The 24,214-nt window shown below is 74.9% G+C and carries 19 protein-coding genes and 2 pseudogenes; 9 read left to right on the top strand and 12 right to left on the bottom strand.

Features of this window, described 5'->3' with window-relative positions; translation table 11 throughout:
• Positions 1-3 precede the first annotated feature (3 nt).
• From COO58_RS28525 to COO58_RS28555, 7 genes are all read right to left on the bottom strand, one after another.
• Positions 4-1,605, bottom strand: a complete 1,602-nt coding sequence (locus COO58_RS28525) for an acyl-CoA carboxylase subunit beta (protein WP_098748011.1) — start codon at positions 1,603-1,605, stop codon at positions 4-6.
• The gene (locus COO58_RS28530) at positions 1,602-2,771 is read right to left on the bottom strand and encodes an acyl-CoA dehydrogenase family protein (RefSeq protein ID WP_091568588.1); all 1,170 of its coding nucleotides are present in this window, start codon (positions 2,769-2,771) and stop codon (positions 1,602-1,604) included. The genes COO58_RS28525 and COO58_RS28530 overlap by 4 nt, the downstream gene beginning before the upstream one ends.
• Complete coding sequence (locus tag COO58_RS28535) at positions 2,768-4,444, bottom strand: acyclic terpene utilization AtuA family protein (protein WP_098748013.1); 1,677 nt, start codon at positions 4,442-4,444, stop codon at positions 2,768-2,770. The genes COO58_RS28530 and COO58_RS28535 overlap by 4 nt, the downstream gene beginning before the upstream one ends.
• On the bottom strand, positions 4,441-5,235 hold the full coding sequence (locus tag COO58_RS28540; protein ID WP_098748015.1) for a TIGR03084 family metal-binding protein: 795 nt from the start codon (positions 5,233-5,235) through the stop codon (positions 4,441-4,443). Before COO58_RS28540 ends, COO58_RS28535 begins: the two co-directional genes overlap by 4 nt.
• Positions 5,236-5,267: 32 nt before the next feature.
• Complete coding sequence (locus COO58_RS28545) at positions 5,268-5,888, bottom strand: TetR/AcrR family transcriptional regulator (RefSeq protein WP_091568595.1); 621 nt, start codon at positions 5,886-5,888, stop codon at positions 5,268-5,270.
• Between the two features lie 104 nt (positions 5,889-5,992).
• Entirely contained in the window at positions 5,993-6,736 is a 744-nt protein-coding gene (locus tag COO58_RS28550) for a metallophosphoesterase (RefSeq protein ID WP_098748017.1), read from the bottom strand.
• 112 nt (positions 6,737-6,848) lie between these two features.
• Positions 6,849-7,526, bottom strand: a complete 678-nt coding sequence (locus tag COO58_RS28555; protein WP_007073398.1) for a Crp/Fnr family transcriptional regulator — start codon at positions 7,524-7,526, stop codon at positions 6,849-6,851.
• A gap of 219 nt (positions 7,527-7,745) precedes the next feature.
• On the opposite strand from COO58_RS28555, the gene COO58_RS28560 reads away from it, so the two are divergent.
• The 6 genes from COO58_RS28560 to COO58_RS28585 all read left to right on the top strand — a co-directional run bounded on the left by COO58_RS28560 (position 7,746) and on the right by COO58_RS28585 (position 13,072).
• Positions 7,746-8,408, top strand: a complete 663-nt coding sequence (locus tag COO58_RS28560) for an adenosylcobinamide amidohydrolase (RefSeq protein WP_091576841.1) — start codon at positions 7,746-7,748, stop codon at positions 8,406-8,408.
• Between the two features lie 70 nt (positions 8,409-8,478).
• On the top strand, positions 8,479-9,687 hold the full coding sequence (locus COO58_RS28565; protein WP_098748018.1) for a CapA family protein: 1,209 nt from the start codon (positions 8,479-8,481) through the stop codon (positions 9,685-9,687).
• 59 nt (positions 9,688-9,746) lie between these two features.
• The gene (gene nth, locus COO58_RS28570; protein ID WP_091568604.1) at positions 9,747-10,526 is read left to right on the top strand and encodes an endonuclease III; all 780 of its coding nucleotides are present in this window, start codon (positions 9,747-9,749) and stop codon (positions 10,524-10,526) included.
• Positions 10,523-11,128 carry a TlpA disulfide reductase family protein gene (locus COO58_RS28575; RefSeq protein WP_091568607.1) on the top strand — a complete coding sequence of 202 codons (606 nt, stop codon included), beginning with the start codon at positions 10,523-10,525 and terminating at the stop codon, positions 11,126-11,128. The genes nth and COO58_RS28575 overlap by 4 nt, the downstream gene beginning before the upstream one ends.
• Entirely contained in the window at positions 11,125-11,817 is a 693-nt protein-coding gene (locus COO58_RS28580) for a CoA pyrophosphatase (protein WP_091568610.1), read from the top strand. The genes COO58_RS28575 and COO58_RS28580 overlap by 4 nt, the downstream gene beginning before the upstream one ends.
• A 76-nt stretch (positions 11,818-11,893) precedes the next feature.
• Entirely contained in the window at positions 11,894-13,072 is a 1,179-nt protein-coding gene (locus COO58_RS28585; protein ID WP_098748020.1) for a MarP family serine protease, read from the top strand.
• Between the two features lie 32 nt (positions 13,073-13,104).
• Here COO58_RS28585 and COO58_RS28590 read toward each other — a convergent pair whose 3' ends face one another.
• The 4 genes from COO58_RS28590 to eccCa all read right to left on the bottom strand — a co-directional run bounded on the left by COO58_RS28590 (position 13,105) and on the right by eccCa (position 20,054).
• On the bottom strand, positions 13,105-13,830 hold the full coding sequence (locus COO58_RS28590) for a phosphatase PAP2 family protein (protein WP_091568615.1): 726 nt from the start codon (positions 13,828-13,830) through the stop codon (positions 13,105-13,107).
• 30 nt (positions 13,831-13,860) lie between these two features.
• Positions 13,861-14,655, bottom strand: a complete 795-nt coding sequence (locus COO58_RS28595) for a phosphatase PAP2 family protein (protein WP_098748022.1) — start codon at positions 14,653-14,655, stop codon at positions 13,861-13,863.
• A gap of 43 nt (positions 14,656-14,698) precedes the next feature.
• Positions 14,699-16,018 (bottom strand): type VII secretion-associated serine protease mycosin, encoded by a 1,320-nt coding sequence (gene mycP / locus COO58_RS28600; RefSeq protein WP_176559007.1) that lies wholly within the window; start codon positions 16,016-16,018, stop codon positions 14,699-14,701.
• Positions 16,019-16,106: 88 nt separating this feature from the next.
• Positions 16,107-20,054: a type VII secretion protein EccCa gene (eccCa, locus tag COO58_RS28605; RefSeq protein WP_098748023.1), complete on the bottom strand. Its 3,948-nt coding sequence runs from the start codon at positions 20,052-20,054 to the stop codon at positions 16,107-16,109.
• Positions 20,055-20,153: 99 nt separating this feature from the next.
• Between eccCa and eccD the strand changes: the two genes are divergently transcribed.
• Positions 20,154-21,542, top strand: coding sequence for a type VII secretion integral membrane protein EccD (gene eccD, locus COO58_RS28610; RefSeq protein WP_098747588.1), 1,389 nt, complete (start codon positions 20,154-20,156; stop codon positions 21,540-21,542).
• A 56-nt stretch (positions 21,543-21,598) separates the two neighbouring features.
• Here the strand turns inward: eccD and COO58_RS28615 are convergent, their stop codons facing one another.
• Positions 21,599-22,105, bottom strand: coding sequence for an inorganic diphosphatase (locus tag COO58_RS28615; protein WP_013288994.1), 507 nt, complete (start codon positions 22,103-22,105; stop codon positions 21,599-21,601).
• A gap of 447 nt (positions 22,106-22,552) precedes the next feature.
• On the opposite strand from COO58_RS28615, the pseudogene dacB reads away from it, so the two are divergent.
• A pseudogene (gene dacB, locus COO58_RS28620) lies at positions 22,553-23,982 on the top strand (D-alanyl-D-alanine carboxypeptidase/D-alanyl-D-alanine-endopeptidase).
• Between the two features lie 66 nt (positions 23,983-24,048).
• Positions 24,049-24,214 (top strand): annotated as a pseudogene (locus COO58_RS28625) (zinc-dependent metalloprotease); the annotation flags it as partial.

A 24,214-nucleotide genomic window follows, 5' to 3' on the forward strand; every position in this document is an offset into this window, starting at 1 on the left:
CCCTCACATCCGGAAGACGCCGAAACCGTCGGCGCCCTTCACCGGTCCGTTGTGGATCGCCGACAGGCAGAGCCCGAGGACGGTACGGGTGTCCCGGGGGTCGATCACCCCGTCGTCGTAGAGCCGGCCGGAGAGGAACAGCGCCCCGGACTGCGACTCGATCTGCTGCTCGACCATCATCCGCATGGCGGTGTCGGTGTCCTCGTCGTACTCGCGGCCCCGGGCGGCGGCGGCCTGCCGGGCCACGATCGACAGCACGCCGGCGAGCTGCGCCGGTCCCATCACCGCCGACTTCGCGTTCGGCCAGGTGAACAGGAACCTCGGCTCGTACGCCCGGCCGCACATGCCGTAGTTGCCGGCGCCGTAGGAGGCGCCCAGGTTGACCGTCAGGTGCGGCACCGTGGAGTTCGACACCGCGTTGATCATCAGGGCACCGTGCTTGATGATGCCGCGCTGCTCGTACTCGGTGCCGACCATGTAGCCGGTGGTGTTCTGAAGGAAGACCAGCGGAGTGTCGGCCGCGTTGGCGAGCTGGATGAACTGGGCCGCCTTCTGCGCCTCGGCGCTGAACAGCACGCCCCGGGCGTTCGCCAGCACGCCGACCGGCCAGCCGTGCAGCTCACCCCAGCCGGTGACCAGCGCGGTGCCGTAGCCGGGCTTGAACTCGTCGAACGCGCTGTCATCGAGCACCCGGGCCAGCACCTCGCGCGGGTCGAACGGCACCTTCAGGTCGGCGCTGGCGATGCCGAGCAGCTCCTCCGGGTCGTACCGGGGTGGCAGCGGGTGGGGGTTGCGCGGCGGCGGGCCATGCTTGCGCCAGTTGAGCCGGCGGACGCACTGCCGGGCCAGGCGGATGCCGTCCCGCTCGTCCTCGGCGAGGAAGTCGGCCAGGCCGGAGGTGGTGGCGTGCATCGTCGCGCCACCGAGCGACTCGTCGTCGGTGACCTCGCCGGTGGCCATCTTCACCAGCGGCGGCCCGGCCAGGTAGACCTGCGACCGGTCCCGGATCATGATGGTGAAGTCCGACATGCCCGGCACGTACGCCCCGCCGGCGGTCGCGTTGCCGAACACCACGCTGACCGTGGGGATCTTCGCCGCGGAGAGCCGGGTCAGGTCGCGGAACACCCGCCCGCCGGGAATGAAGATCTCCGCCTGGGTGGGCAGGTCGGCGCCGGCGGACTCGACCAGGTTCACCATCGGCAGCCGGTTGGCCAGCGCGATCTCGCCTGCCCGCCGCGTCTTCGCCAGCGACCACGGGTTGATCGCGCCGCCGCGTACGGTCGGGTCGTTCGCCACGATCAGGCACTCCACGCCCTCGACCACGCCGATGCCGGTCACGGTGCTGGCGCCCACCGGGAAGTCGGTGCCGTACGCGGCCACCGGCGACAGCTCCAGGAACGGGCTGTCCGGGTCGAGCAGCAGCTCGATCCGCTCCCGGGGGAGCAGCTTGCCGCGCCCGTGGTGGCGGGTCACGTACTTCTCGCCGCCACCGGCCCGGGCCTGGCCGAGCGCGGTCTCCAGCTCGGCGAGGCGTTCCCGCAGCGCCTCGCGGTTGGCGGTGAAGGCCGGCGCGGATGTGTCGATCGTGCTCTGCAGGACAGTCACAGGCCCATGCCCTTCGCGATGATCTCGTTCATGATCTCGGTGGTGCCGCCGCCGATGCCGAGGATGCGGGCGTCCCGGTAGTGCCGCTCCACCTCGGCGTCGCGCAGGTAGCCGAAGCCGCCGTGCAGTTGCAGCGCGGCGTCGACCACGTGGTCGCAGGCGGCCACCGCCACGTTCTTCGCCATCGCCACCTCGGTCACCACCGGTTGTCCCGCGGCCACCCGCTCGGCCACCTCGTGCACGTACGCGCGGGCCGCCTCGGCGCGGGTGTGCATCTCGGCCAGCCGGTGCCGGACGAGCTGCCGACCGGCGAGCGGGCGGCCGAACGTGGAGCGGTCCCGGCACCACCGCACGGCCAGGTCGACGCAGCGTTGCGCGGTCGCGTACGCCTGGGTGGCCAGCGAGAGCCGCTCGGTGGCGAACTGCTGCATGATGGCGAGGAAGCCGGTGTCCTCCGGGCCGATCCGGTTCGCCACCGGCACCCGCACGTCGACGAAGGACAGTTCGGCGGTGTCCGAGCAGTGCCAGCCGAGCTTCTCCAGCCGCCGACCCACGGTGAACCCGGGGGAGTCCCTGTCGATCACGAGCAGGCTCAGTGAGCCCGACCCGGGGAAGTCGGTGCAGACCGCGGTGGTCACGAAGTCCGCCCTGATCCCGCTGGTGATGTAGGTCTTCGCGCCGTTCACCACGTAGTGGTCGCCGTCCCGGACCGCGCAGGTGCGGATGCCGGCGACGTCCGACCCGCCGTCCGGCTCGGTGATCGCCAGCGCGCCGATCATGGTCCCGGCCAGGGTGGGCCGCACGTACCTCTCGATGAGATGCTGCGGACCGCCGGCGCCTGAGCCGGCTGTGTCGCCGCAGGCGGCGACGATGTGCGGGAGCGCGATGCCGTGGGTGAACAGCGCGGCGATCAGCCCGGACGAACCGCCCGAGCGGATGATCTCCTCGGTGACCACGATCGAGTCGAGCAGGTCGCCGCCGCTGCCGCCGACCGACTCGGGGAAGCCGATGCCCAGCAGCCCGATCTTCGCGGCGGTCTCGTGCAGCGACCGGGGCACCTCGCCGGCCCGCTCCCACCCGGCCAGGTGGGGCAGCACCTCGCGGGTGACGAAGGAGCGGGTCAGCTCGCGCAGCTGGCGGCGCTCGGGGGTGTCCACGATGGTCATGCCGACACCTCCGCCGGCAGGTCGACCACCCGGGAGCGCAGCAGCTCGCCGAGCGCCTTGGCCTGCGGGTCGAACCGGGTGGAGGCGGCCACGCCCTGGCCGAGCAGCCCCCGGATCACGAAGTTGACCGCGCGCAGGTTCGGTAGCTCGTACCGCTCGACGGTCAGTGGCGCGGTCTCCGGCAACAGCTCGGCCAGCCGCTCCACGGTGAGCCAGCCGCGCAGCCAGGCCCAGGTCGTGTCCGTGCGGGCCCAGACGCCGAGGTTGGCGTCGCCACCCTTGTCCCCCGACCGTGCCCCCACCAGCTCACCCAGCGGCCCTCGCCGGCTGGCGTGCAAGGAAGGGCCCCTTGTTAACGCCTCGTGTTGTACAGGGGCCCCCTGCAAACCGTTCGTCACGGTCGGCGGCGGGACCGGCACGCGCTCGCCGGAGGGAAGCACCGCGACGTGCTCCACCGCGTCCTGCGCGATGCTGTCGGCGGTGAACACCCCGTACGGGGTGGCGTCGCCGGGCAGCGTGGTCAGCGTGCAGCCCGGATAGGAGGCCAGCGCCAGTTCCACCGCCGCCGCCGAGAACGCCCGCCCGGCCCGCGACCTGTCGCCGTCGCGCAGGTGGACGTGCAGCAGCGCGCTCGCCGCCTCGGTGTCGCCGACGTCCGGGTGGTCGGTGCGGGCCAGCGTGAACTCCAGCCCTTCGGTGCCGACCGACTCCTCGATCTGGCTGCGGACCAGGGCCGCCTTGGCCGGCACGTCCAGCCCGCACAGGACGAACGTCATCGAGTTGCGGAAACCGCCGAGGTTGTTGACGCCCACCTTCAGCGTGTCCGGCGGCGGCGTGCCGCGCACCCCGGTGACGCGTACCCGGTCCGGGCCCTCCTGGTCCAGCCGCACCGTGTCCAACCGGGTCACCACGTCCGGCCCGAGGTAGTCCGGCCCGCCCACCTCGTAGAGCAGCTGCGCGGTGACCGTCTCGACGGTCACCGCGCCACCGGTGCCCGGGTGCTTGGTGAGCACCGACGAGCCGTCCGGGTGTAGCTCGGCGATGGGGAAGCCGGGGCGGCGCCCGCCGTCCGGCAGCTCGGTGAAGAAACTGAAGTTGCCGCCGGTGACCTGCGCCCCGCACTCGATCAGGTGCCCGGCCACGGTCGCCCCGGCCAGCGCGTCGAGGTCGTCCCGGCCCCACCCGAAGCGGGCGATGGCCGGCCCGACCGCCAGCGAGGCGTCGGTGACCCGCCCGGTCACCACCACGTCCGCGCCCGCGTCGAGGCAGGCCGCGATCCCGAACGCGCCCAGGTACGCGTTCGCGGTCAGCGCGTCCGGCCGCTGGATCGCGTCGCCCTCGACGTAGCCGACCCGCACCTGGAGGCCGAGCCGGTCGCCGAGCGACCGGATCGCGTCGGCCAGCCCCGCCGGGTTGAGGCCGCCCGCGTTGGTGACCAGCGTGACGCCGCGCTCCAGCGCGGCGCCGAGCACCCCCTCCGCCTGGCGCAGGAACGTCTTGGCGTAGCCGAGCGACGGGTCGCGCATCCGGTCCCGGCCGAGGATCAACATGGTCAGCTCGGCCAGGTAGTCGCCGGTCAGCACGTCCAGCTCGCCGCCGTCGAGCATCTCGCGCCAGGCGTCGAACCGGTCGCCGTAGAACCCGGACGCGTTCCCGACCCGCAGCACGCTCATGAGGGCACTCCGTCGGCGGGCTCCCGCTTGTCGCCGGGCGGGCCGGCGAAGGCCTGGGCCACGTCCAGCCACTCGTCGGCCACCGGCCCGGTCGCCACCAGGGCCAGGTCGGCGCGGTGCCGGCGCTGGGTGACCAGCAGGCAGAAGTCGAGCGCCGGCCCGGTCACCCGGTCGGCCGCGTCCGCCGGCCCGAAGGCCCACGGCTCACCGCCCGCGGGCGGGGTCAGCTCCACCCGCACCGGCGCCGTGGGCACCGCGCGGCCGTGGGCCGCGAAGCCGTGCCCGAGGGTACGGAAGCCGAGGTGCGCGACGTGCCGCAGCCGCGCGGTCGGGGTACGCCGGACGCCCAGCGCGTCGGCCACGTCCTCGCCGTGCGCCCACGTCTCCATGAGCCGGGCGGTGGCCATCGAGGCGGGTGACATGCTCGTGCCGTACCAGGGCATCTTCTGCCCGGGCGGGACGGCGGCGAGCGTGCCGGCGAGCGCCGAGCGTCCGGCCCGCCAGCGGGCCAGCAGCGCCGATGGCGGGGCGAGGAAGGACTCGGCGCCGTCCTCGACCAGGCGGGACGGGTCGGGCGCGGAGGTGACCGAGGCGAAGAACGCCGACTCGTCGGTGGCGGCCAGGTGAGCCACGTGGTCGGTCCAGGCGAGGTGCGCGACCTGATGGGCGACGGTCCAGCCGGGGGCCGGTGTCGGCCGTTCCCACCCCGCCGGCGGCAGGTCCGCGACGAGCGCGTCGAGCTGCTCGGACTCGGCGGCCAGATCCGCGAGCAGTGCATTCAGGTCGACCATGGTGCCTCCGGGCGGGACGGGCCGTCAGGGGATCAGTGCCGCTCGCCCTCCGCGGTGAGCAGCGCGGCGAGCTGGCGCTTCCAGGCGTGCAGCAGGGTGGTGCGGCGGGTCGAGTCGTCGCTGAGCAGGTTGGCCACGCCGAGGCCGCGGAGCAGGTCGAGCGTGGTCTGGACCGATTCGCGGACGCCGGGGCGGCGCTCGTCCACGCCGAGCAGCTCGACGGTGAGCCGGTGCATCTCGCGGCCGATCCGGGCCTCCAGCGGGACCAGCGCGTCGCGCAGCTCGGCGTCGGTGCGGGCGGCCACCCACAGCTCCAGCGCGGCGACGAAGAGCGGGCCGGTGAAGGCGGCGGCGAGCAGGTCGACCACCCCGTCGAGCCGGCGCGGGCCGGCCGGCAGGGCCTCCGCCTCGGTGCGCAGCTCGACCGCCCGACGCTCGGTCAGGTGGGCGACGGCGGCGGTGACCAGCGCCGCCTTTGTCGGGTAGTGGTGCAGCTGGGCGCCCCGGGAGACGCCGGCGCGGGCCGCCACCACCGTCGTGGTGGTGCCGGACCAGCCGTGCTCCACCAGGCACTCGACGGTCGCCTCCAGCAGTCGGGCCTGGGTGGCGCGGCTGCGGTCCTGCTGAGGGACGCGGGTCGATGCGGCGGGCACGGGGACAGCCTGCCGCCCTCAAAACAAACAGTCAAGCCTGACTTTTTTGAAAGGAAGGGCCCCCTGTTAACGCCTCCGGTAGAGGAAGGGCCCCTTGTTAACGGTCAGCGGCCGTCGCGCGGCCCGAAGACGGCGAGGGCGTCGGCGTCGGAGTGGCGGGAGCGGACGTACTCGTCGGCCCACGCCACCGCGTCGGGGAAGGTGGATCCGGCGGCGATCCGGGCGCATGCGGCGTCCACGTCGAAGGACGTCCGGCGCAGCTGCACGCCGGGGCCGAGCAGGGCCCACCAGGCGCCCGCGCCCCCGTACGGCATCCCGACGCTGCCCGGGTTGACCACCAGGCGGCGGTCGACCAGCCGCGCGAACGGCATGTGGGTGTGCCCGCAGACCACGGTGGTGACCTCGGCGGGGAGGCCGGCGAAGACCTCGGCCCAGCGGTCGAGGCGGGAGTCGACCAGCACCATCTCCTCGTCGTCCCGGGGCGTGGCGTGGCAGAACAGCACCTCACCCAGGCCCGCGACGGGCAGCGTGACGCGCTGCGGCAGCGCGGCCAGCCGGGCCACCTGGTCGTCGCGGAGCTGGGCGGCGGCCCAGTTGGAGACGTCGTACGGGGCTGGACGGCCGGCATGGGCCGCCACCAGGTCGCGTTCACCGTTGCCGCCCACCCAGCACGCCCGGTCACCGAGCGCGGCGAGCCGATCCAGCACCTCGACCGGCTGCGGGCCGTCGGCGATGTCGCCGGTGAGCACGATCAGGTCGGCGGTGGCCACGTCCGGCTCGGCCAGGACGGCCTCCAGCGCCGGCAGCACGCCGTGGATGTCGGAGAGGACGGCGACACGTTCACGCATCGCCCCAGCCTGGCCGCCGCCCGTCGGGCCGTCCAGGAATTCTGCGCCGGGCAGAGACGGCGCCGGCCCGGACCGCGCGAGGCGGGCCGGGCCGGGAAAGCCGGTGCGGAGGTCAGACGCGCGCGCGGCGGGCCAGGCGCTCCGGGTCGAGGATGATGATGCTCTTGCCGTCCAGGCGCAGCCAGCCGCGCGAGGCGAAGTCGGCGAGCGCCTTGTTGACGGTCTCCCGGGAGGCGCCGACGAGCTGGGCGATCTCCTCCTGGGTGAGGTCGTGGGTCACCCGCAGCACGCCGCCGTCGCGGGTGCCGAAACGGCCGGCCATCTGGAGCAGGTTCTTGGCGACCCGGCCGGGCACGTCGGTGAAGATCAGGTCGGCCAGCGAGTCGTTGGTCCGGCGCAGCCGGCGGGCCAGCACGCGCAGCAGCTGCTCGGCGATCTCGGGCCGGTTGTTGAGCCAGGGGCGCAGGGCCTGCTTACGCAGCCGCACCAGCCGGGTGTCGGTGACCGCCGTGGCCGTCGCCGTACGCGGGCCCGGGTCGAAGAGCGACAGCTCGCCCACCATGTCCGACGGGCCCATCACGGCGATCAGGTTCTGCCGGCCGTCCGCGGCGCGGCGGCCCACCTTGATCTTGCCGGACAGAAGGATGTAGAGACTGTCGCCGGGCTCGCCCTCGTTGAAGACGACCTCGCCCTTGCGGACCTCGATCGTCTCCATCTCCTTGGCGAGCGCCTCGGCAGCCTCCGGGTCGACACCCTGGAAGATCCCGCTGCGGGCCAGTACCTCGTCCATCGCGCACCTCCGCCTGCGCGTGCCGTCCGTCGGCCGGGTCCGCCGTCCGCTGATCCCTCGCGCGCCGCCAGTCTAGGCGCACATGAGCAGGAATCAGAGGTGCACCCCTGGAATCTTGATCGTTGGGCGTAACCTGCCCGACCTGGTGAGCGGCTAAGATCCCGCCTCCGGCCCGGGCCGGCGCCACCCGTTCCCACCTGCGATCGTAGGGTGACCGGCGTGCTCTGTGCGCCGATCCTGACCACCCGGTCCGAAACCGGCTGGGACATCCCGCTCCTGGTCTGGCGGTCCGAGGCGCCGCTGCTGGCGGTCGGCTCCGCCCCGCTGGGCGGGGGGATCGGCGTCCGCCGGTGGGTGGTGAACGCGACCGTGCCGATGTCGTACGACCGGGACGACCCCGCCGCCCACCTGGCCGAGATGGCCCGCGACCTCGACCTGGACGGGCCCGGCGTCGGGCTGCTCACCGGGGTGGACGTGACCGAGGTGGTGCACCGCGCGGACGGCGGCGTCCGGGTCTGGGCCACCGTCGGCCTGGGCACCCCGGTGTGGGCCGCCGCGCCCGCGCCCGCGCCGCCCGTCCAGCGCGTCGGCACGGTCAACATCGTCGTGCACGTGCCGGCCCGGCTCGGCGAGGCCGCCCTGGTCAACGCGGTGGCCACGGCCACCGAGGCGAAGGCGCAGGCGATCTGGGAGCTGGGCCTGCCGGCCACCGGCACCCCCACCGACGCGGTCACCGTTCTCTGCCCCGCCGACGGCGACCCGGCCCCGTACGGCGGGCCCCGCTCGACCTGGGGCGCCCCGCTGGCCCGGGCCGTGCACGCCGCCGTCCGGGCGGGCGGCGCCGGCACCGTGGTGCCCTGGTCCGACCGGCGGGCGGTCTGACGTGCCACGACGGGTAATCCGACCGATCGGCCCTCGTCGGAGCGATCCCGGGACGGTAGCGTCGCCGACGATGTACGCTTCCGCCCGCTCTGCGCCCTGGTCCCGCCGCGCCGCCGCTCCCGGCCCGCCTCCCGCCGTCCCCGGTCGACGCCTCGCCGGGGTCGCCGCGCTCGTCGCCGTCCTCCTGGTCGCCGGCTGCTCGACCTCCGGCGGGGACGACCCGCGCTGGCAGACCGGGCAGGGCGGGGGGACCCCCGGCTCGGCCGCTCCCGCGACGGCCGAGCAGCCCGCCGCGGGCGGCGCGGCCGACCGGGCGATCTCGCTGACCGCCACCGGCGACGTGATCATGGGTAACGCGCCGAACCGGCTGCCCCCCAACGGCGGCAAGGGCTTCTTCGACGACGTGAAGTCGGCGCTCAAGGGCGACCTGGTGATGGGCAACCTGGAGGAGCCGCTCACCGACGACACGGGCGCCGGCAAGTGCGGCCCGAACCCGAAGAACTGCTATCAGTTCCGGGCACCCCCCGGCTATGCGGCGCACCTGCGCTCGGCCGGTTTCCAGCTGCTCAACCAGGCCAACAACCACGGCAACGACTACGGCCAGCAGGGCTACGAGAACACCCAGTCGGCGCTGGAGGCGCACGGGCTCAAGCACACCGGGGCACCGGGCGAGATCACCGTGGTCGACGTCAAGGGCGTCAAGGTGGCCGTGGTGGGCTTCTCGTCGTACCCCTGGTCGAACAGCCTGATCGACATCGACGCCGCCAAGCAGGTGATCGAGTTGGCCAAGGAGCAGGCCCAGCTCGTGGTGGTCCAGGTGCACATGGGCGCCGAGGGCGCCGACCGCACCCGGGTGAAGCCGGGCACCGAGATGTACGTCGGCGAGAACCGCGGCGACCCGATGCGCTTCTCCCGCGCGGTCATCGACGCCGGCGCCGACCTGGTGATCGGGCACGGGCCGCACGTGCTGCGGGGCATGGAGTTCTACAAGGGCCGGCTGATCGCCTACAGCCTGGGCAACTTCGCCGGCGGCGGGAAGTCGCTGAACAGCGCCGGTCGGCTCGGCTGGGGCGGCGTGCTCAAGGTGTCGCTCACCGCCGAGGGCCGCTTCGTCGGCGGCACCTTCACCTCGACCGCGATGAACGGCGTCGGCAAGCCGTCGGTCGACCGGCAGGACCGTGGCCTCGGCCTGGTCCGCGAGGTGACCGCGGCCGACTTCCCGGACACCGGCGCGAAGCTCGACCCGAGCGGCAAGATCAGCGCGCCGGCGGGTGGCTGAGCGCACGCCGCCCGCGTGGACCCGCCGGAGCGTCGGCCCCGCGACGTAGGCTGGCCGGCGTGACCACGCGCTCTCCCGAGACCGACCTCGGTCGTACGCGTCGCGCCCGCCGGATCGGTCGGGTGCTGACCGAGACCCACCCCGACGCGCACTGTGAACTCGACCACTCCAACGCGCTGGAGCTGGCCGTCGCCACGATCCTCTCCGCCCAGTGCACCGACAAGAAGGTCAACGAGGTCACGCCGAAGCTGTTCGCCCGCTACCGCACGGCCGCCGACTACGCCGGGGCGGACCGGGGCGAGCTGGAGGAGCTGATCCGGCCCACCGGGTTCTACCGCAACAAGACCAGCTCCCTGATCAACCTGGGCCGCGCGCTCTGCGAGCGCTACGACGGCGAGGTGCCGGGCAAGCTGGTCGACCTGGTGACGCTGCCCGGGATCGGGCGCAAGACCGCGAACGTGATCCTCGGCAACGCCTTCGACGTCCCCGGCATCACCGTCGACACCCACTTCCAGCGGCTGGTGCAGCGGTGGCAGCTGACCACCGAGACCGACCCGGTCAAGATCGAGCATGCGATCGGCGCGCTCTACCCGAAGCGCGACTGGACGATGCTGTCGCACCGGATCATCTTCCACGGCCGCCGGGTCTGCCACGCCCGCAAGCCCGCCTGCGGCGCGTGCACGCTGGCGAAGCTCTGCCCCGCGTACGGCACCGGGCCGACCGAGCCGGCGGCCGCGGCCAAGCTGTTGAAGGGCCCCCGCGCGCGGGACCTGGCGGTCGCCGTCGGCCTCGACCCCGACCTGGTGCCGCAGCAGGCGGCCGCGGCGGACGTGCCGTGACGCGCCGGCTCGCCTACCTGCTCGTCCCGCTGCTGCTCGCGGCGGCGGGCTGCACCGCCACGGCCGAGGAGCCGGCCGGCCCGGCGCCGGCCACCCGGGCCGAGCGTCCGTCGCCGTTCGCCGACTGCGCCCCGCTGACCGTCGCGCCCGCGTCGGCCGCCCCGGCACCGACCGGCGCCGCCGGCGTCGCGCTGCCCGACCTGACCCTCAACTGCTTCACCGGCGGCGCGCCGGTGCGGGTGCGGGACGTCAAGGGCCCGGCGGTGATCAACGTGTGGGCGTCCTGGTGTGCCCCGTGCCGCAAGGAGCTGCCCGCCTTCCAACGGCTCAGCGAGCGGGCCGACGGGCGGTTCCAGGTCATCGGCGTGAACAGCCGGGACAGCCGCGGTGGCGCGCAGTCCATCGGCGAGGACTTCGGCGTCGGCTTCCCCATGCTCGTCGACCAGGGCGACGCGTTCCAGCGCGCGCTCGAACGCAACGCCTTCCCGCTGACCGTCCTGGTCGACGCCGACGGCCGGATCCGGCACGTCGACGCGACCGGCGCGTTGGACGACGACCGGCTCGCGAAGCTGGTCCGCACCCATCTCGGGGTGACGGTGTGACCCGCAGGCCGCCCGCGTGGATCGACCCGCTGCTGGGCCGGCTGGGCACCGCCCGGGCGGAGGACTTCACCCGGATCGTCACCCCGGACAGCGGGGGTCGGGAGAGCGCCGTGCTGGTGCTGCTCGGCGAGGAACCCGACGCCGGGCCGGACGTGCTGGTCCTCCAGCGCGCCGCGACGCTGCGCAACCACGCCGGGCAGCCCGCCTTCCCCGGCGGCGCCGCCGACCCGGAGGACGCCGACGCCCGCGCCACCGCGCTGCGCGAGGCGAACGAGGAGGTCGGCCTCGACCCGGGGAGCGTCACCGTGCTGGCCGAGCTGCCCCGGCTCTGGATCCCGGTCAGCGACTTCGTGGTCACCCCGGTGCTCGCCTGGTGGCACGAGCCGCACCCGGTGCACCCGCGCGAGCCGGCCGAGGTCGCGCACGTCGCCCGGCTCCCGGTCGCCGAGCTGGTCGACCCCGACAACCGCATGCGGGTACGCCATCCCAGCGGCTGGATCGGCCCCGCCTTCTCGGTGCGCGGCATGCTGGTCTGGGGCTTCACCGCCGGTGTGATCGACACGTTGTTGCAGATGGGCGGTTGGGCCCGGCCGTGGCCCCGCAGCCGGGTGGTGGAGTTGCCGCCGGTGGGCGCCACCCCCGCCCCGTCGGCCGGCACCGACGCGGCGGACGAGACGCGGGTGCGCTGATCACCCGGGCGCACCCTCAGGTCACGTTCAGCGAGCGCTGAGCCTCCCGTGGGCCCGGTGCCCGTACCCTTGGGGCGTGTCCGCCGTGGATCTCGTCCTGCTCCTGCTCATGCTCGTGTTCGCGATCAGCGGATACCGCCAGGGCTTCGTCATCGGGGCCCTGTCGTTCTCCGGGTTCTTCCTGGGCGCGCTGCTCGGCCTCCAGATCGGCCCGCTGATCGCCCAGCAGTTCGCGGCGAGCGGCACCCGGGTGCTGATCTCCCTGGTGGCGATCTTCGGGCTCGCCGTGCTGGGGCAGGCGCTGGCCGGCTGGCTCGGCTCCAACCTGCGCGCGGCCATCACCGGGCCGGCCGGGAAGAAGATCGACGACGTCGGCGGCGCGTTCATCTCCGTCATCGCGGTCATGCTGGTGGCCTGGCTCGTCGCGGTGCCGCTGGGCTCCTCCTCGGTGCCCTGGCTGGCCGCCTCGGTCAAGAACAGCGCGCTGCTCACCGTCGTCGACCGGGTGCTGCCCGACCAGGCGCAGGAACTGTCCACGGCGCTGCGCGACACGGTCGACACCAACGGCTTCCCCGACGTGTTCAACGGGCTGGACCGCACCACCGCCCGGCAGGTGTCCCCACCCGACCCGGCGCTGGCCAACTCGCAGGTGGTGCAGAACAGCAAGCGGTCCGTGGTTAAGGTGCTCGGCTCCGCGCCGAGCTGCTCGCGCCGGATCGAGGGTTCCGGCTTCGTCTACGCGGACGACCGGGTGATGACCAACGCGCACGTGGTGGCCGGCACCCGCTCGGTGGCGGTGGAGCTGCGCGGCGAGCGGTACGACGGCGAGGTGGTCGTCTACGACCCGAACCGCGACCTGGCCGTCCTCTACGTGCCCGGCCTGCCCGGGCCGTCGCTGCGCTTCGCCGCCGGCGAGGCGGGCAGCGGGGCGGACGCGATCGTGCTCGGCTTCCCGCTCGACGGCCCGTACGACGCCCGCCCGGCCCGGGTCCGCGACGTCGACCGGATCACCGGGCCGGACATCTACTCCGCCGGTGACGTGACCCGGGAGATCTACACCATCCGGGCGCTGGTGCGCAGCGGCAACTCCGGCGGACCGCTGGTCTCGTCGAACGGGCTGGTGCTCGGGGTGATCTTCGCGGCGGCCGCGGACGACCCGAACACCGGTTTCGCGGTGACCGCGGCCGAGGCGCGGTCGGTGGCGTTGGCGGGCGCGGAGCGTACCCGGGGAGTGGGCACCGGCGACTGCACCTGAGCGGGGCCGACGGCGGCCGGGCGGCGCGGGGTTCAGCCGCCTGCCGGCGCGCCGGCCGGGGCCACGTCGTCGCCCGACCGATTGAGCGGCAGTTTCGCGCGCCCCCAGGTCAGCGTGCGGTCGAGCACCGCGCGCGCCATGATCGCCACGCAGGTCCCGCCGTTGAGGAACGAGGCCACCACGTCGCTGGGGTGGTGCATGCCCCGGTACATCCGGGTCAGCGCCACCCCGACCGGCACCAGCACCAGCAGCGCCCACCAGGTGACCTTGGCCGGGGTGCTGCGCGCCCGCAGCGCCAGCAGCACCGCGAGGCCGACGTAGAGCGCGGTCGCGGCGGACGTGTGCCCGGACGGGAAGCTGGACGTCGGCGGGGACGCGTCCATGTGCTCGACGGCCGGGCGGTTCCGGTCGATGACCATGGTGGTGAAGAGGAAGATCAACGCCTGGGCGCTCACCGCCGCGCAGAGGAAGAGCGGCTCCCGCCAGCGGTGCAGCACCAACCGCAGCACCAGCGCGGCCAGCACGGTCACCACGACGATCATCTGGGTGCTGGCCAACGTGCTGAAGACCAGCGACACGTCGTTCCAGCCCCCCGTCCGGTCGGCCGCCAGCTCGCGGTTGACCGCGTCCTCCACGGTGAACGGCCAGGTGTGCGCGAGGACCCGGGTGACCAGGAGTCCCAGCCCCACCATGAGAGCGAACAGCAGCGCCAGCGGCAGCAGGACCCGCCGGGTGACCCGGACCACGACATCGGACATGGGCCGCCATCTACCCAGATCCGCGCCGGACTACGCCCGTGGGTCGTCCGGCCCCGGTTCGGCCAGCTCCGGCTCGATCCCCTCGCGCAGCGGACGCGTGGTCCGCCGGCCGGTCGAGGTGCGCCACGTCGCGAAGCCGGCCGCCGTGGCGGCCACCACGGCCACCCCGAGCACCCAGCCGCCCACCACGTCGCTGGTCCAGTGCACGCCCAACGCGATCCGGCTCAGCCCGGTGACCACCATGACCAGCGCGGCGGCCGTCCACAGCGCGACCCGACCGGCCCGGCTGTCCCGGGCGAACGGCAGGAACACCAGCAGCAACACCCCGGCCGCCAGCGCCGCGTTCAACGCGTGACCGGACGGGAAGGAGTAGCCCGCCGCGCGCGCCACCGGGTCCAGCAGCTCCGGCCGGTCCCGCCCGACCAGCAGCTTCAGCAACGCGCCGAGCAGCCCACCGACCAGCATGGTGGCGACCACCCACACGGCCAGCCGGGGCGCGCCGCGACGCAGCAGCCAGACCACCACCACCGCGGCGGCCACCCGCAACGGACCCGGCCCCAGCGCGTGGGTCCACACGGTCATCACGTGGACCCAGGCCGGATGGTCCACCGCGTAGCCGTGGAACGTGTCGGTGACCGACGCGTCCAGTCGGAGCAGCGGCGGCCAGGCGCCCAGCACCAGCAGCGCGAGCAGGGCGAACGGCACGAGCACCAGGAAGGCCGCGGTGGCGGCCAGGGTGAGCCGGAGACCCAGCGAGTGGTCGGGGTCGAGGCGACGGGCCCGCCAGGACCGCTCCCGCGTGGACGTCGGACCGGTGGTGTTCATGCGCCGTTCACTACCCAGGGCACGGCCCGATCAGACCGGCCGCTCAGCGACGGGTCTGCCGGAACCGGCGCACCATCAGCGCGGTGCCGGTGACCAGGGCGACGAACAACGCCAGCCCGGTCCACAACCGCTCCGGCGCGGAGTCGTCGGCCTGCCCGGCCGGGCGGGCCGACCACCCGGACTTCTGCGTTGGGCCGAGCGGATCACCGCCCTGCCCCGCGCCCGCCGCCCGGCTGTCCCGGCCCTCGCCGGGTGCCGGCCCGAAGCCCACCACCCCCGGGGAGGCGTTGTCGTCGAGCGGGTTGCGCCCCACCGGCGACACGTCGGCGGTGAGCGCGGCCACCGGATCCACCATGCCGAAGCCGAACCGGTCGTCCCGTCCGGTCGGGCCGAGATCCCGGGCGGTGCTGATCAGCCGGTTCACCACGTCCCCGGCCGGCATCCGCGGATAGCGGGCCCGGACCAGGGCAGCCGTCGCGGCGACCAGCGGCGCGGCGAAGCTCGTCCCCTGCACCCGCCAGTAGCCGCCCTGCTGCCGGGCGCCGTAGAGGGCGGTGGCCGGGGCGCTGAGGATGGTCTCGCGGCCGGTGACCGAGCCGGACCAGAGGTTCTCGCTGTTGCGGTCCAGCCCGGTCACCGCCAGCACGCCCGGCTCCCGGGCCGGGTACCAGACCTTGGTGCTGGTCGACGTGGCCAGGTTGCCGGTGCAGGCGACCACCACCACGTCGCGCGCGAACGCGTAGTCGAGCGCCGCGGCCAGGGCCGGGCTGTCACCGCCGCCGCCGAGCGACAGGTTGATCACGCGGGCGCCGTTGTCCACCGCCCACCGCACGGCCTTCGCGATGATCAGCGCGTCGTCGTACCGGTTCTCGGCGTCCAGCACGCGGACCGGGAGGATCCGGGCATCCGGCGCCAGCCCCACCACGCCCCGGTCGTCGTCGGCCCGCCCGGCGATCAGCCCGGCCACCGTGGTGCCGTGCCCGACCGGGTCCGGCCCGCCCGCGCCGTCCGGGTCGACCAGGTCGAGGCCGGGCAGCACCTGCCCGGCCAGGTCCGGATGCGAACCGTCCACACCGGAGTCGATCACCGCGACCACCACGCCGCGACCGGTCGAGGTGCGCCAGGCGGTCTTCGCCCGCAACTCCGCCAACTGCCACTGCTCGTCGCGGACCTGGTCGGTGCGGACCACCGCGTCGGGGGCCCGGGCCGGCAGCGGACGGGCGACGGGGACAGCCGCTGTCGCGTGCGCCGGTGGCGCGAGCGGGCCGCCCGCGACGGCCAGCGCCGACACCGCGGCGAGCAGCACCCGTGCGGTGAGACGCCGGGATGGCACGCCGGGAGCTCCCTGCCGTTCCCTGGTCACATTCCCCAGCCATTCCGTCGCGTCCGACACATGCTGCTCGGAGATTACCGGTTGTCCCGACCGTCACGGGGCAACTCCGCACGCCCGGTCACCCGGGCGGAAGATGGGCCAACTGCACCAGACGTACGCCCTCACGGCGGGTGACCAGACGGGCCCGTCCCGGGGGCAGCGGGCCGGCCTTCACCTGACCGACGAGCGGCCCCTCCTCCGGGCCGCCCGACATCACCAGCCCGGCCGTGGACAGCTCCCGCAGCCGCTGGATGACCGGCTCGTACGACGTCCGGCCGGCGCCGCCCGAGCGCCGCGCCAGCACCAGGTGCAGCCCGACGTCCCGGGCGTGCGGGAGGTGCTCCTCCAACGCGCGCAACGGGTTGCTCGGCCCGCCGGCCACCAGGTCGTAGTCGTCCACCAGCACGAACAGCTCCGGCCCCGTCCACCAGGACCGGGCGCGCAGCTCGGCTGGCGTCACCCCGGGACCGGGCTGCCGCCCCTGCAGGTAGCCGGCCGCCGACTCGATCAGCTCGGTGGTGTGCGGCGCGGCCGTGCCGTACCCGATCAGGTGCGGCGTGTCGATCGTGCCCATCAGGCTGCGCCGGTAGTCCACCAGGATCACCCGGGCCTGCTCCGGGGTGAACCGGCGGACGATCGAGGTGGCCAGCGCGCGCAGGAACGAGGACTTGCCGCACTCGGCGTCGCCGAACACCACGAAGTTGGGTTCGGTGGCGAAGTCGAGCACCACCGGGGACAGGTCCGCCTCGGCCACCCCCACCGGGAACGCCAGCCCGGTGGTCGAGGTCTGGTCCAGTTCGGCGTACGGCAGCACCGGCGGGAGCAGCCGCACCCGGGGCGCCACCGGACCGGCCCAGGCGCCGGCGACCGCCTTGACCAGGTCGCCGGTCTCGGCGCCCAGGGTGGTGGCCCGCGGTTCGGCGGTGAGGAAGTGCAGCCCGCCGGCGGTGATCCCGCGCCCCGGCCGCTCCTCCGGCACGGTCGCCGCCAGCGCCCGCTTGACCACCGCCGAGTCGGCCGGATCACCGAGGCGCAGCTCCAGCCGGGAGCCGAACAGGTCGCGGATCGCCGGCCGGAAGTCCGACCAGCGCAGCGCGGTCGCCACCACGTGCACCCCGTACGCGAGGCCGCGCGTGGCCAGCTCGGTGACCAGCGGCTCCAGGTCCTCGTACTCGCCGCGCAGCGTGTTCCAGCCGTCGACCACCAGGAACACGTCCCCGAACGGGTCGGCGCCGCCCGGCCCGCCCGCGGCCCGTCGCCGACGCCAGGCCGCCATCGACTCCACCCCCGACTCGGTGAAGCGCCGCTCCCGCTCGACGAGCACGTTGACGACCTCGCCGACGGTCCGGCGGACCGCGGTGCCGTCGGTGCGCCCGCTCACCCCGCCGACGTGCGGCAGGTCGCGCAGCGCGCCGAGCGTCCCGCCGCCGAGGTCGAGGCAGTAGACCTGCACCTCGGCCGGCGTGTGGGTGAGGGCGAGCGCGCAGACCAGCGTGCGCAGCAGGCTGGACCGGCCGCTGCGGGTGGTGCCGACCACCCCGACGTGCCCGGCCGCGCCGTCGAGGGCCAGCCAGAAGAGGTCCCGCCGCTGCTCGAACGGCTTGTCCACCACGGCCACCGGCACCTGCAACGCGCCGTGCAGCTCCGGGTTGGCCACGGTCAGCCCGCGCACCGGGTCGCTCCCGATCGCGCCGAGCAGCTCGTCGAGCGTCGGCGAGGCGTCCAGCGGGGGGAGCCACACCTGGTGTGCCGGCGGGCCCTGCCCGGCCAGCCGGTCCACCAGCAGGTCGAGCAGGGTCCCGCCGGTCTCCTCCTCGGCCGGGAGGGCCGCCGGCGCGGCCGGCTCGGGCACCGGGACCAGGTGGCTGGAGAAGGCGAGCACGCGAGGGCTCCCGGCGCCGGCCGTACCCGCCGGGCCGGGGCGGCGGCGGACCGTCCCGGAGACGTACGCGGCCTTGAACCGGACCAGCGGGTCGGTGCCGGAGCGCAGGTAGCCGTGGCCCGGGGTGCGGGGCAGCTCGTGCGCGTCCGGCACGCCGAGCACGGTCCGGGACTCCAGCGCGGAGAACGTGCGCAGGCCGATCCGGTAGGACAGGTGGGTGTCCAGCCCGCGCAGCCGGCCCTCCTCCAGCCGCTGGCTGGCCAGCAGCAGGTGCACCCCGAGCGACCGACCCAGCCGCCCGATCTGCACGAACAGGTCGATGAAGTCGGGCTTGGCGGAGAGCAGCTCGGAGAACTCGTCGCAGATCAGCAGCAGCGACGGCAGCGGGGCCAGCGGGGTGCCGGCCGCCCGGGCCCGCTCGTAGTCGCGCACGCTGGCGAAGTTGCCCGCCCGGCGCAGCAGCTCCTGCCGGCGCATCAGCTCCCCGTTGATCGCGTCCACCATCCGGTCGACCAGGGGCAGCGCGTCCGCCAGGTTGGTGATCACGGCGGCGGTGTGCGGCAACCGCTCGAACGGCGCGAACGTGGCTCCGCCCTTGAAGTCGACGAGCACGAAGTTGAGCTGCTCGGAGCTGTGCGTGGCGGCCAGGCCGAGCACGAGCGTGCGGAGCAGCTCCGACTTGCCCGAGCCGGTGGCGCCGATCAGCAGGCCGTGCGGCCCCATCCCGTCCTGCGCCGACTCCTTCAGGTCGAGGTCGATCGCCCCGCCGTCGGCGCCCACCCCGATCGGCACCCGCAGCCGGTCCCGCGCGGCCCGGGCCGCCCACCCCTGCTCGGCGGTGAAGCCCTCCGGGTCGCCGAGGCCGAGCAGCTCGGGCAGGCCCGGCTCGGCGCCGGGCGGCGCGTCCGGCCCGCGTACCGTGCCGGCCAGCCGCAGCGGCGCGAGTCGCCGGGCCACCGCCTCGGCGTCGGCCGCCGGCAGCGCGTCGGCGGCGCCGACCTCGGCGTGCCCCTCCACGGAGTGCGAGTGCAGCCGGCCGTCGATCAGGTCGAGCAGCAGCGCGTAGCGGTCGAGCAGCCGTGGGGGCGGGGTGTCCAGGTCGAGCACGGTGACCGCGTCGATGCCGCCGTCGCCGGCCAGGTCGGCGGCGCCGGTCAGGTCGCCGCCGTCGAGCACCACGACCACGTGCGGCCCGTCCGTGGCCGGGCCGTGCGGGCTGAACCGGGACCGGCTGCCGAGCACGTCGGCGAGGAGCCGTTCCAGGTCGGCGGCGGAGCTGGTGACCAGGCGCACCGCGCCCAGGGCGTCGGTGCGCGTCGGATGGTGGGCGTGCGGCAGCCACTTCACCCACTCCCACCGGTCCCGGCGCTCCGGCCCGGCGCAGACCGCGACCAGCAGCTCGTCCGGGGCGTGGAAGACCGCGAGCTGGGTGAGCACCGCCCGGGCCAGGGCCTGCGCGGCGGGCGAGCCGGCCCCGCGCACCGGGCCCGCCGGACCGCGCACGAAGACCCGGGCGAAGCTGCGCAGCGACAGCGCCACCGGCAGGTCCGGCACCACCGAGTACGCGTCCAGGAAGCGCCGCAGCGCCCCGGCCGTCATCGGCTCCAGCTCCTCCAGCGGCCGGGTGACCGGCGGAACCAGTGGCGTGGCCAGCGTCTGCGGCCCGACACCGACCCGGACCACGGCGAAGTCGGGGTCGGCCGGCCGGCGCTCCCAGACCCGGTGGCTGTCCACCGTGGACCAGAGCCGGCCCGGCTCGGGGTGGCGGTAGGAGAGCCCGGCCCGCTGGGCGCCGGCGGTCTCCCGGACCCGGCGGCGCAGCGTGGCCAGGTGGCGCAGGTATTCCCGGCGGGCGGCCATCAGCTCGGACTTCTTCGGGCCGGCGCTGCCCCAGGTGGTCACCAGCATGGCCAGCGAGGAGAGCCCGAACATGCCGCCCACCGCGTACGAGTAGGCCCCGCCGCCCCGGCCGAACATCATCGCCATGGCCACCGTCCCGCCGAGCATCGGCAGCACCATCAACGCCTGCTGCCAGCGCCCCCCGGTCGCCACCGGGATCTCCGGCGGCGCCTCGACGGGCAGCTCGCCGACCGGGATCTCCGGGGCCGGGCGGCGCGGCGGCCGCTTGATGACGACAGTGGACAACGATCCTCCCATGGCTCTCGGTAACCCGAGCCTGGCTCATAGTAGGTAAAGTCCTGTCGTCCGTCAGCCACCGATCCGGTCCGGGATGGAGATACGTCGATGACAAGCGGCCTTGCCCGGGTCACCATCAGCGCGCCCCGGCGCCGCGTCGACGTGGCCCTGCCGGAGCAGGTCCCCCTGGCCGAGTTGCTGCCCGAGGTGCTGCGGCACGCCGGCGAAGGGCTGGCCGACGACGGGGAACGGCACGGCGGCTGGCTGCTGCGCCGCACCGACGGCGCGGTGCTCGCCACCGCCCAGGCGCTGCTGCCGCAGGGCGTCCGGGACGGCGAGGTGCTGCACCTCGTGCCGGCCCGCGCCGAGTGGCCCGAACTGGAGTACGACGACGTGGTCGAGGCGATCGTCGACGGGGCCCGACGCCGGGGCGCCGCCTGGTCCGCCCCGGCCACCCGGGCCGCCGCGCTGGCCGGGGCCGGCGTGCCGCTGGCCGTCGGGCTGGTTGCCGTGCTGACCGCCGGCGCCGGCGCCGGGGGCCGGGACTGGCCGGTCGCCGCCGCGGTCGCCCTGATCCTGGTGCTCGCCGCCACCGCCGCGTCCCGGGCGTACGGGGACGGCCCGGTCGGCGCCACCCTCGGCGGGTATGCGCTGCCCTGGGCGGCGACGGCCGGCGCGCTGGCGGTCGGCTCGGGCGACCCGGTCGGTCCGATCCCCGGGCTTCGCTGGATCGGCGCCCCCGAACTGCTCGTCGGCTCGGTGGCGCTGCTGCTGGTGGCGGTGCTCGGCCTGCTCGGGGTGGCCAGCCGGTCCCGGGTCTTCGTGGCCGGCGTGACAGTGGGCGCGGCCGGGGCGGTGGCCGCGCTCGGTGGGCTGCTGCTGACGCCGGCCGGCACCGCGGCCGTGCTGCTCGCCGTCCTGGTCTTCGCGCTCGGCGGGCTGCCGCTGCTGGCCATCCGGGTCGGCAAGCTGCCGCTGCCGCCGCTCACCCTGCCCGCTCCCGCCGGCACCCGTGACCTGCCCGACCGGGGACGGGTGCACGCCGCCGTGGCCCGCGCCGAGGAGGTGCTGACCGGGATGCTGCTCGGGCACGCCGCGCTGGCCGTCGGCGCGATCGGGGTGCTCGTCGCGGTCGGCGGGACCGCCGCATGGCTGCTGGTCGCCGTCGGCAGCGGGGTGCTGCTGCTGCGCTCCCGGCTCTTCGTGGCGGTGCGGCACCGGCTGCCGGCCGTCGTCGCCGGGCTCGCCGGGTACGCCCTGCTCGGCGCGGTGCTGGCGGAACGGGCCGGTCCGGGCGGGCGACTCGCGCTGACCGTCGGCGGGCTGGCCCTGGCCCTGGTGGCGGTGACCGCCGGCGCCACGTACGCCCGGCGACCGGTGTCCCCGTACCTCGGCCGGCTGGCCGACCTGACCGACACCGCCCTGGTGGTCGCGGTGGTCCCGGTGGCCTGCGCGGTGCTCGATCTCTACGACCGGGCCCGCGGCCTGCTCGCCTGAGTACGCGACGGCCCGGATCGCGACGTGCGACCCGGGCCGTTCGAGAAACCTGACCGTCAGTGCAGCGTCTCGCCGCGCTCCTCGGCCTCCTTGGCGCGCCGGTAGGACGCGGCGATCTCGGCCTCGGCCTCGACCCGGCCGACCCAGGTCGCGCCCTCGACCGACTTGCCCGGCTCCAGGTCCTTGTAGACCTCGAAGAAGTGCTGGATCTCCAGGCGGTCGAACTCGCCCAGGTGGTGGATGTCCCGCAGGTGCTCCTGGCGCGGGTCCTCGTAGGGGACGCAGAGGACCTTGTCGTCGCCGCCCTTCTCGTCGGTCATCCGGAACATGCCGATGGTGCGGCAGCGGATCAGGCAGCCGGGGAAGGTCGGCTCGGGCACCAGCACCAGCGCGTCCAGCGGGTCGCCGTCCTCGCCCAGGGTGCCCTCGATGAAGCCGTAGTCGGCCGGGTACTGCGTGGAGGTGAAGAGGGTGCGGTCCAGCCGGATCCGGCCGGTCGCGTGGTCCACCTCGTACTTGTTGCGGTGACCCTTGGGGATCTCAACCGTGACGTCGAAATCCATTTCCCACGCTCCCTCGTTTGCCCACGCTGGCTAACGGAAACCAGCGGCTCGCCGCCCGCACGGGTGAACGCCCCCCGCCGGCTCCGGCCGCCGCATAGTGTTCGGACCGAAGTAGTGTCACCCAAGGTGATTTCGAGCGGGGAGGAGGGGGCCGTGGGGAGGGAAGATTCACACTACCGCCCCGAGGGGGTTGACGGGCGACGGTCCGTCGGATCCGGTTCCGGTGGAGCCACCGGGCGGGTGTCCGTCCCCGGCGCCAACGTTCCCCATCGTCCGGCCCCGGCCAGCGGATCGGCCCGGGTCACCCCGACCGGCGACCCGGCGGCGGCCCCGGTGAGCTGGCCCGGCGCGCCGGGTCCGATCCCGGTGAGCCCGCCGGTCCCGCCGGTCGGCGCCGCCCCGCCGCCGCCCCCGCCCGCCGTTCCGCCGCGCCGCCGTCGTGGCCGCCTGGTCGCGGCGCTGGCGGGCGTGCTGGTGCTGGTCCTCGCGGTGGCCGGGCTGGCGGTGCTCCGCCCGGGTCCGGTCGCCCGTCTGCTGGGCGGCGAGGCCACCCCGTCCGGTGCCACCGCCGCGCCGCCCGAGCCGGACCCGCCGGCCGTGCTCGCCGGCCCCGACGGCAACGCGCCGCTGCCCACCGAGGCCGGGATCCGAGCCGCGTTGGAACCGCTGGTGGGCGCCGCCGCGCTCGGCGACCGGGTGAACGTCTCGGTGGCGGACGTGGCCACCGGCGAGACGCTCTACGGCAAGGGACCGGACGCGCCGACCGTGCCCGCCTCGGTGACCAAGCTCGCCACCGGTGTCGCGGTGCTCGCGGCGCGTGGCCCGGCTTACCGGATCCCCACCCGCGCGGTGGCCGGCCCGAACCCCGGCGAGGTGGTGCTGGTCGGTGGCGGCGACCCCACGCTCGCGGTGGACAAGAACGGCTTCTACCCGGGCGCGGCCCGGCTGGACGACCTGGCCGCCCAGGTGCGCGACGCGCTCGGCGGCACCGCACCGACCAAGGTGATCGTCGACTCGTCGCTGTTCAGCGGTCCGGTCTTCGAGCCCGGCTGGGACGCCGACATCCCCACCGGCGGCTTCGGCGCGGCGATCACCGCGCTGATGACCGACGGCGCCCGCAAGGACCCGGCGCTGGCGCGGCGCACCGCCGAGGAGACCAACCACGCCGCCGAGCGGGTGCCCCAGCCGGACCTGACCGCCGGCCGGCAGTTCGCCAAGCTGCTCGGGCTCACCGGTGGCGCCGCCCAGGTGACCCGGGGCGCGGCGCCGACCGCCGGGGGTTCCGGGTCGGCCGGCCCGGCGCCCGGCACCGAGCTGGGCAAGGTCGAGTCCCTGCCGGTGATCCGGCTGGTCGACATCATGATCAGCGACAGCGACAACGTGATCGCCGAGGCGATGGCCCGCCAGGTGGCGCTGGCCAAGGGCAAGCCCGGCTCGTTCACCGGGGGTGCCGCCGCCACCGACCAGGTGCTCGGCGAGCTGGGACTGCCGGCCGGCGAGATCAGCCTCGCCGACGGCAGCGGGCTGTCGCGCACCAATCGCATCAGCCCGTCCCTGCTCACCGAGCTGATCACGCTCGCCGGGAACGGCAGCCCCCGGAGCTGGCGGCGATCTTCGGTGGGCTGCCGGTCGGCGGCTGGTCCGGCACGCTCGACGAGCGCTACCGGGCGGCCGCCACCGCCGCCGGGGCCGGTGTGGTGCGGGCCAAGACGGGCACGCTGACCGGGGTGAACGCCATCGCCGGGACAGTCCTCACCGCCGACGGGCGGCTGCTCACCTTCGCCGTGCTCACCGACCGGACGCAGGGCTCGCTGGACGAGACCCGGCAGGCGCTCGACCGGATCACCTCCGCGCTGGCCGGCTGCGGCTGCCGCTGACCGACCGACGTCGATCGGCCGACGCGAGCCCGGGTGGGGGTGTCGCGGCGCGGGTACGGTGGGTTCATGGCGCAGTTCGTGGACTGGGATCTGGCCGCCGCGACCGCGGGGGCGCTGGGCAAGTCGGGCCCCCGCGTGTCATACGCGGAGGCCACCGACGTGGTGGGCGACCTGCGCCGGCTGACCGAGGAGGCCGCCGGTCACGTGGCCGACTACACCGGGCTGCGCGCCC

The sequence above is a fragment of the Micromonospora sp. WMMA1996 genome (assembly GCF_002573675.1).
In the GTDB taxonomy this organism is placed as follows: domain Bacteria; phylum Actinomycetota; class Actinomycetes; order Mycobacteriales; family Micromonosporaceae; genus Micromonospora; species Micromonospora sediminicola.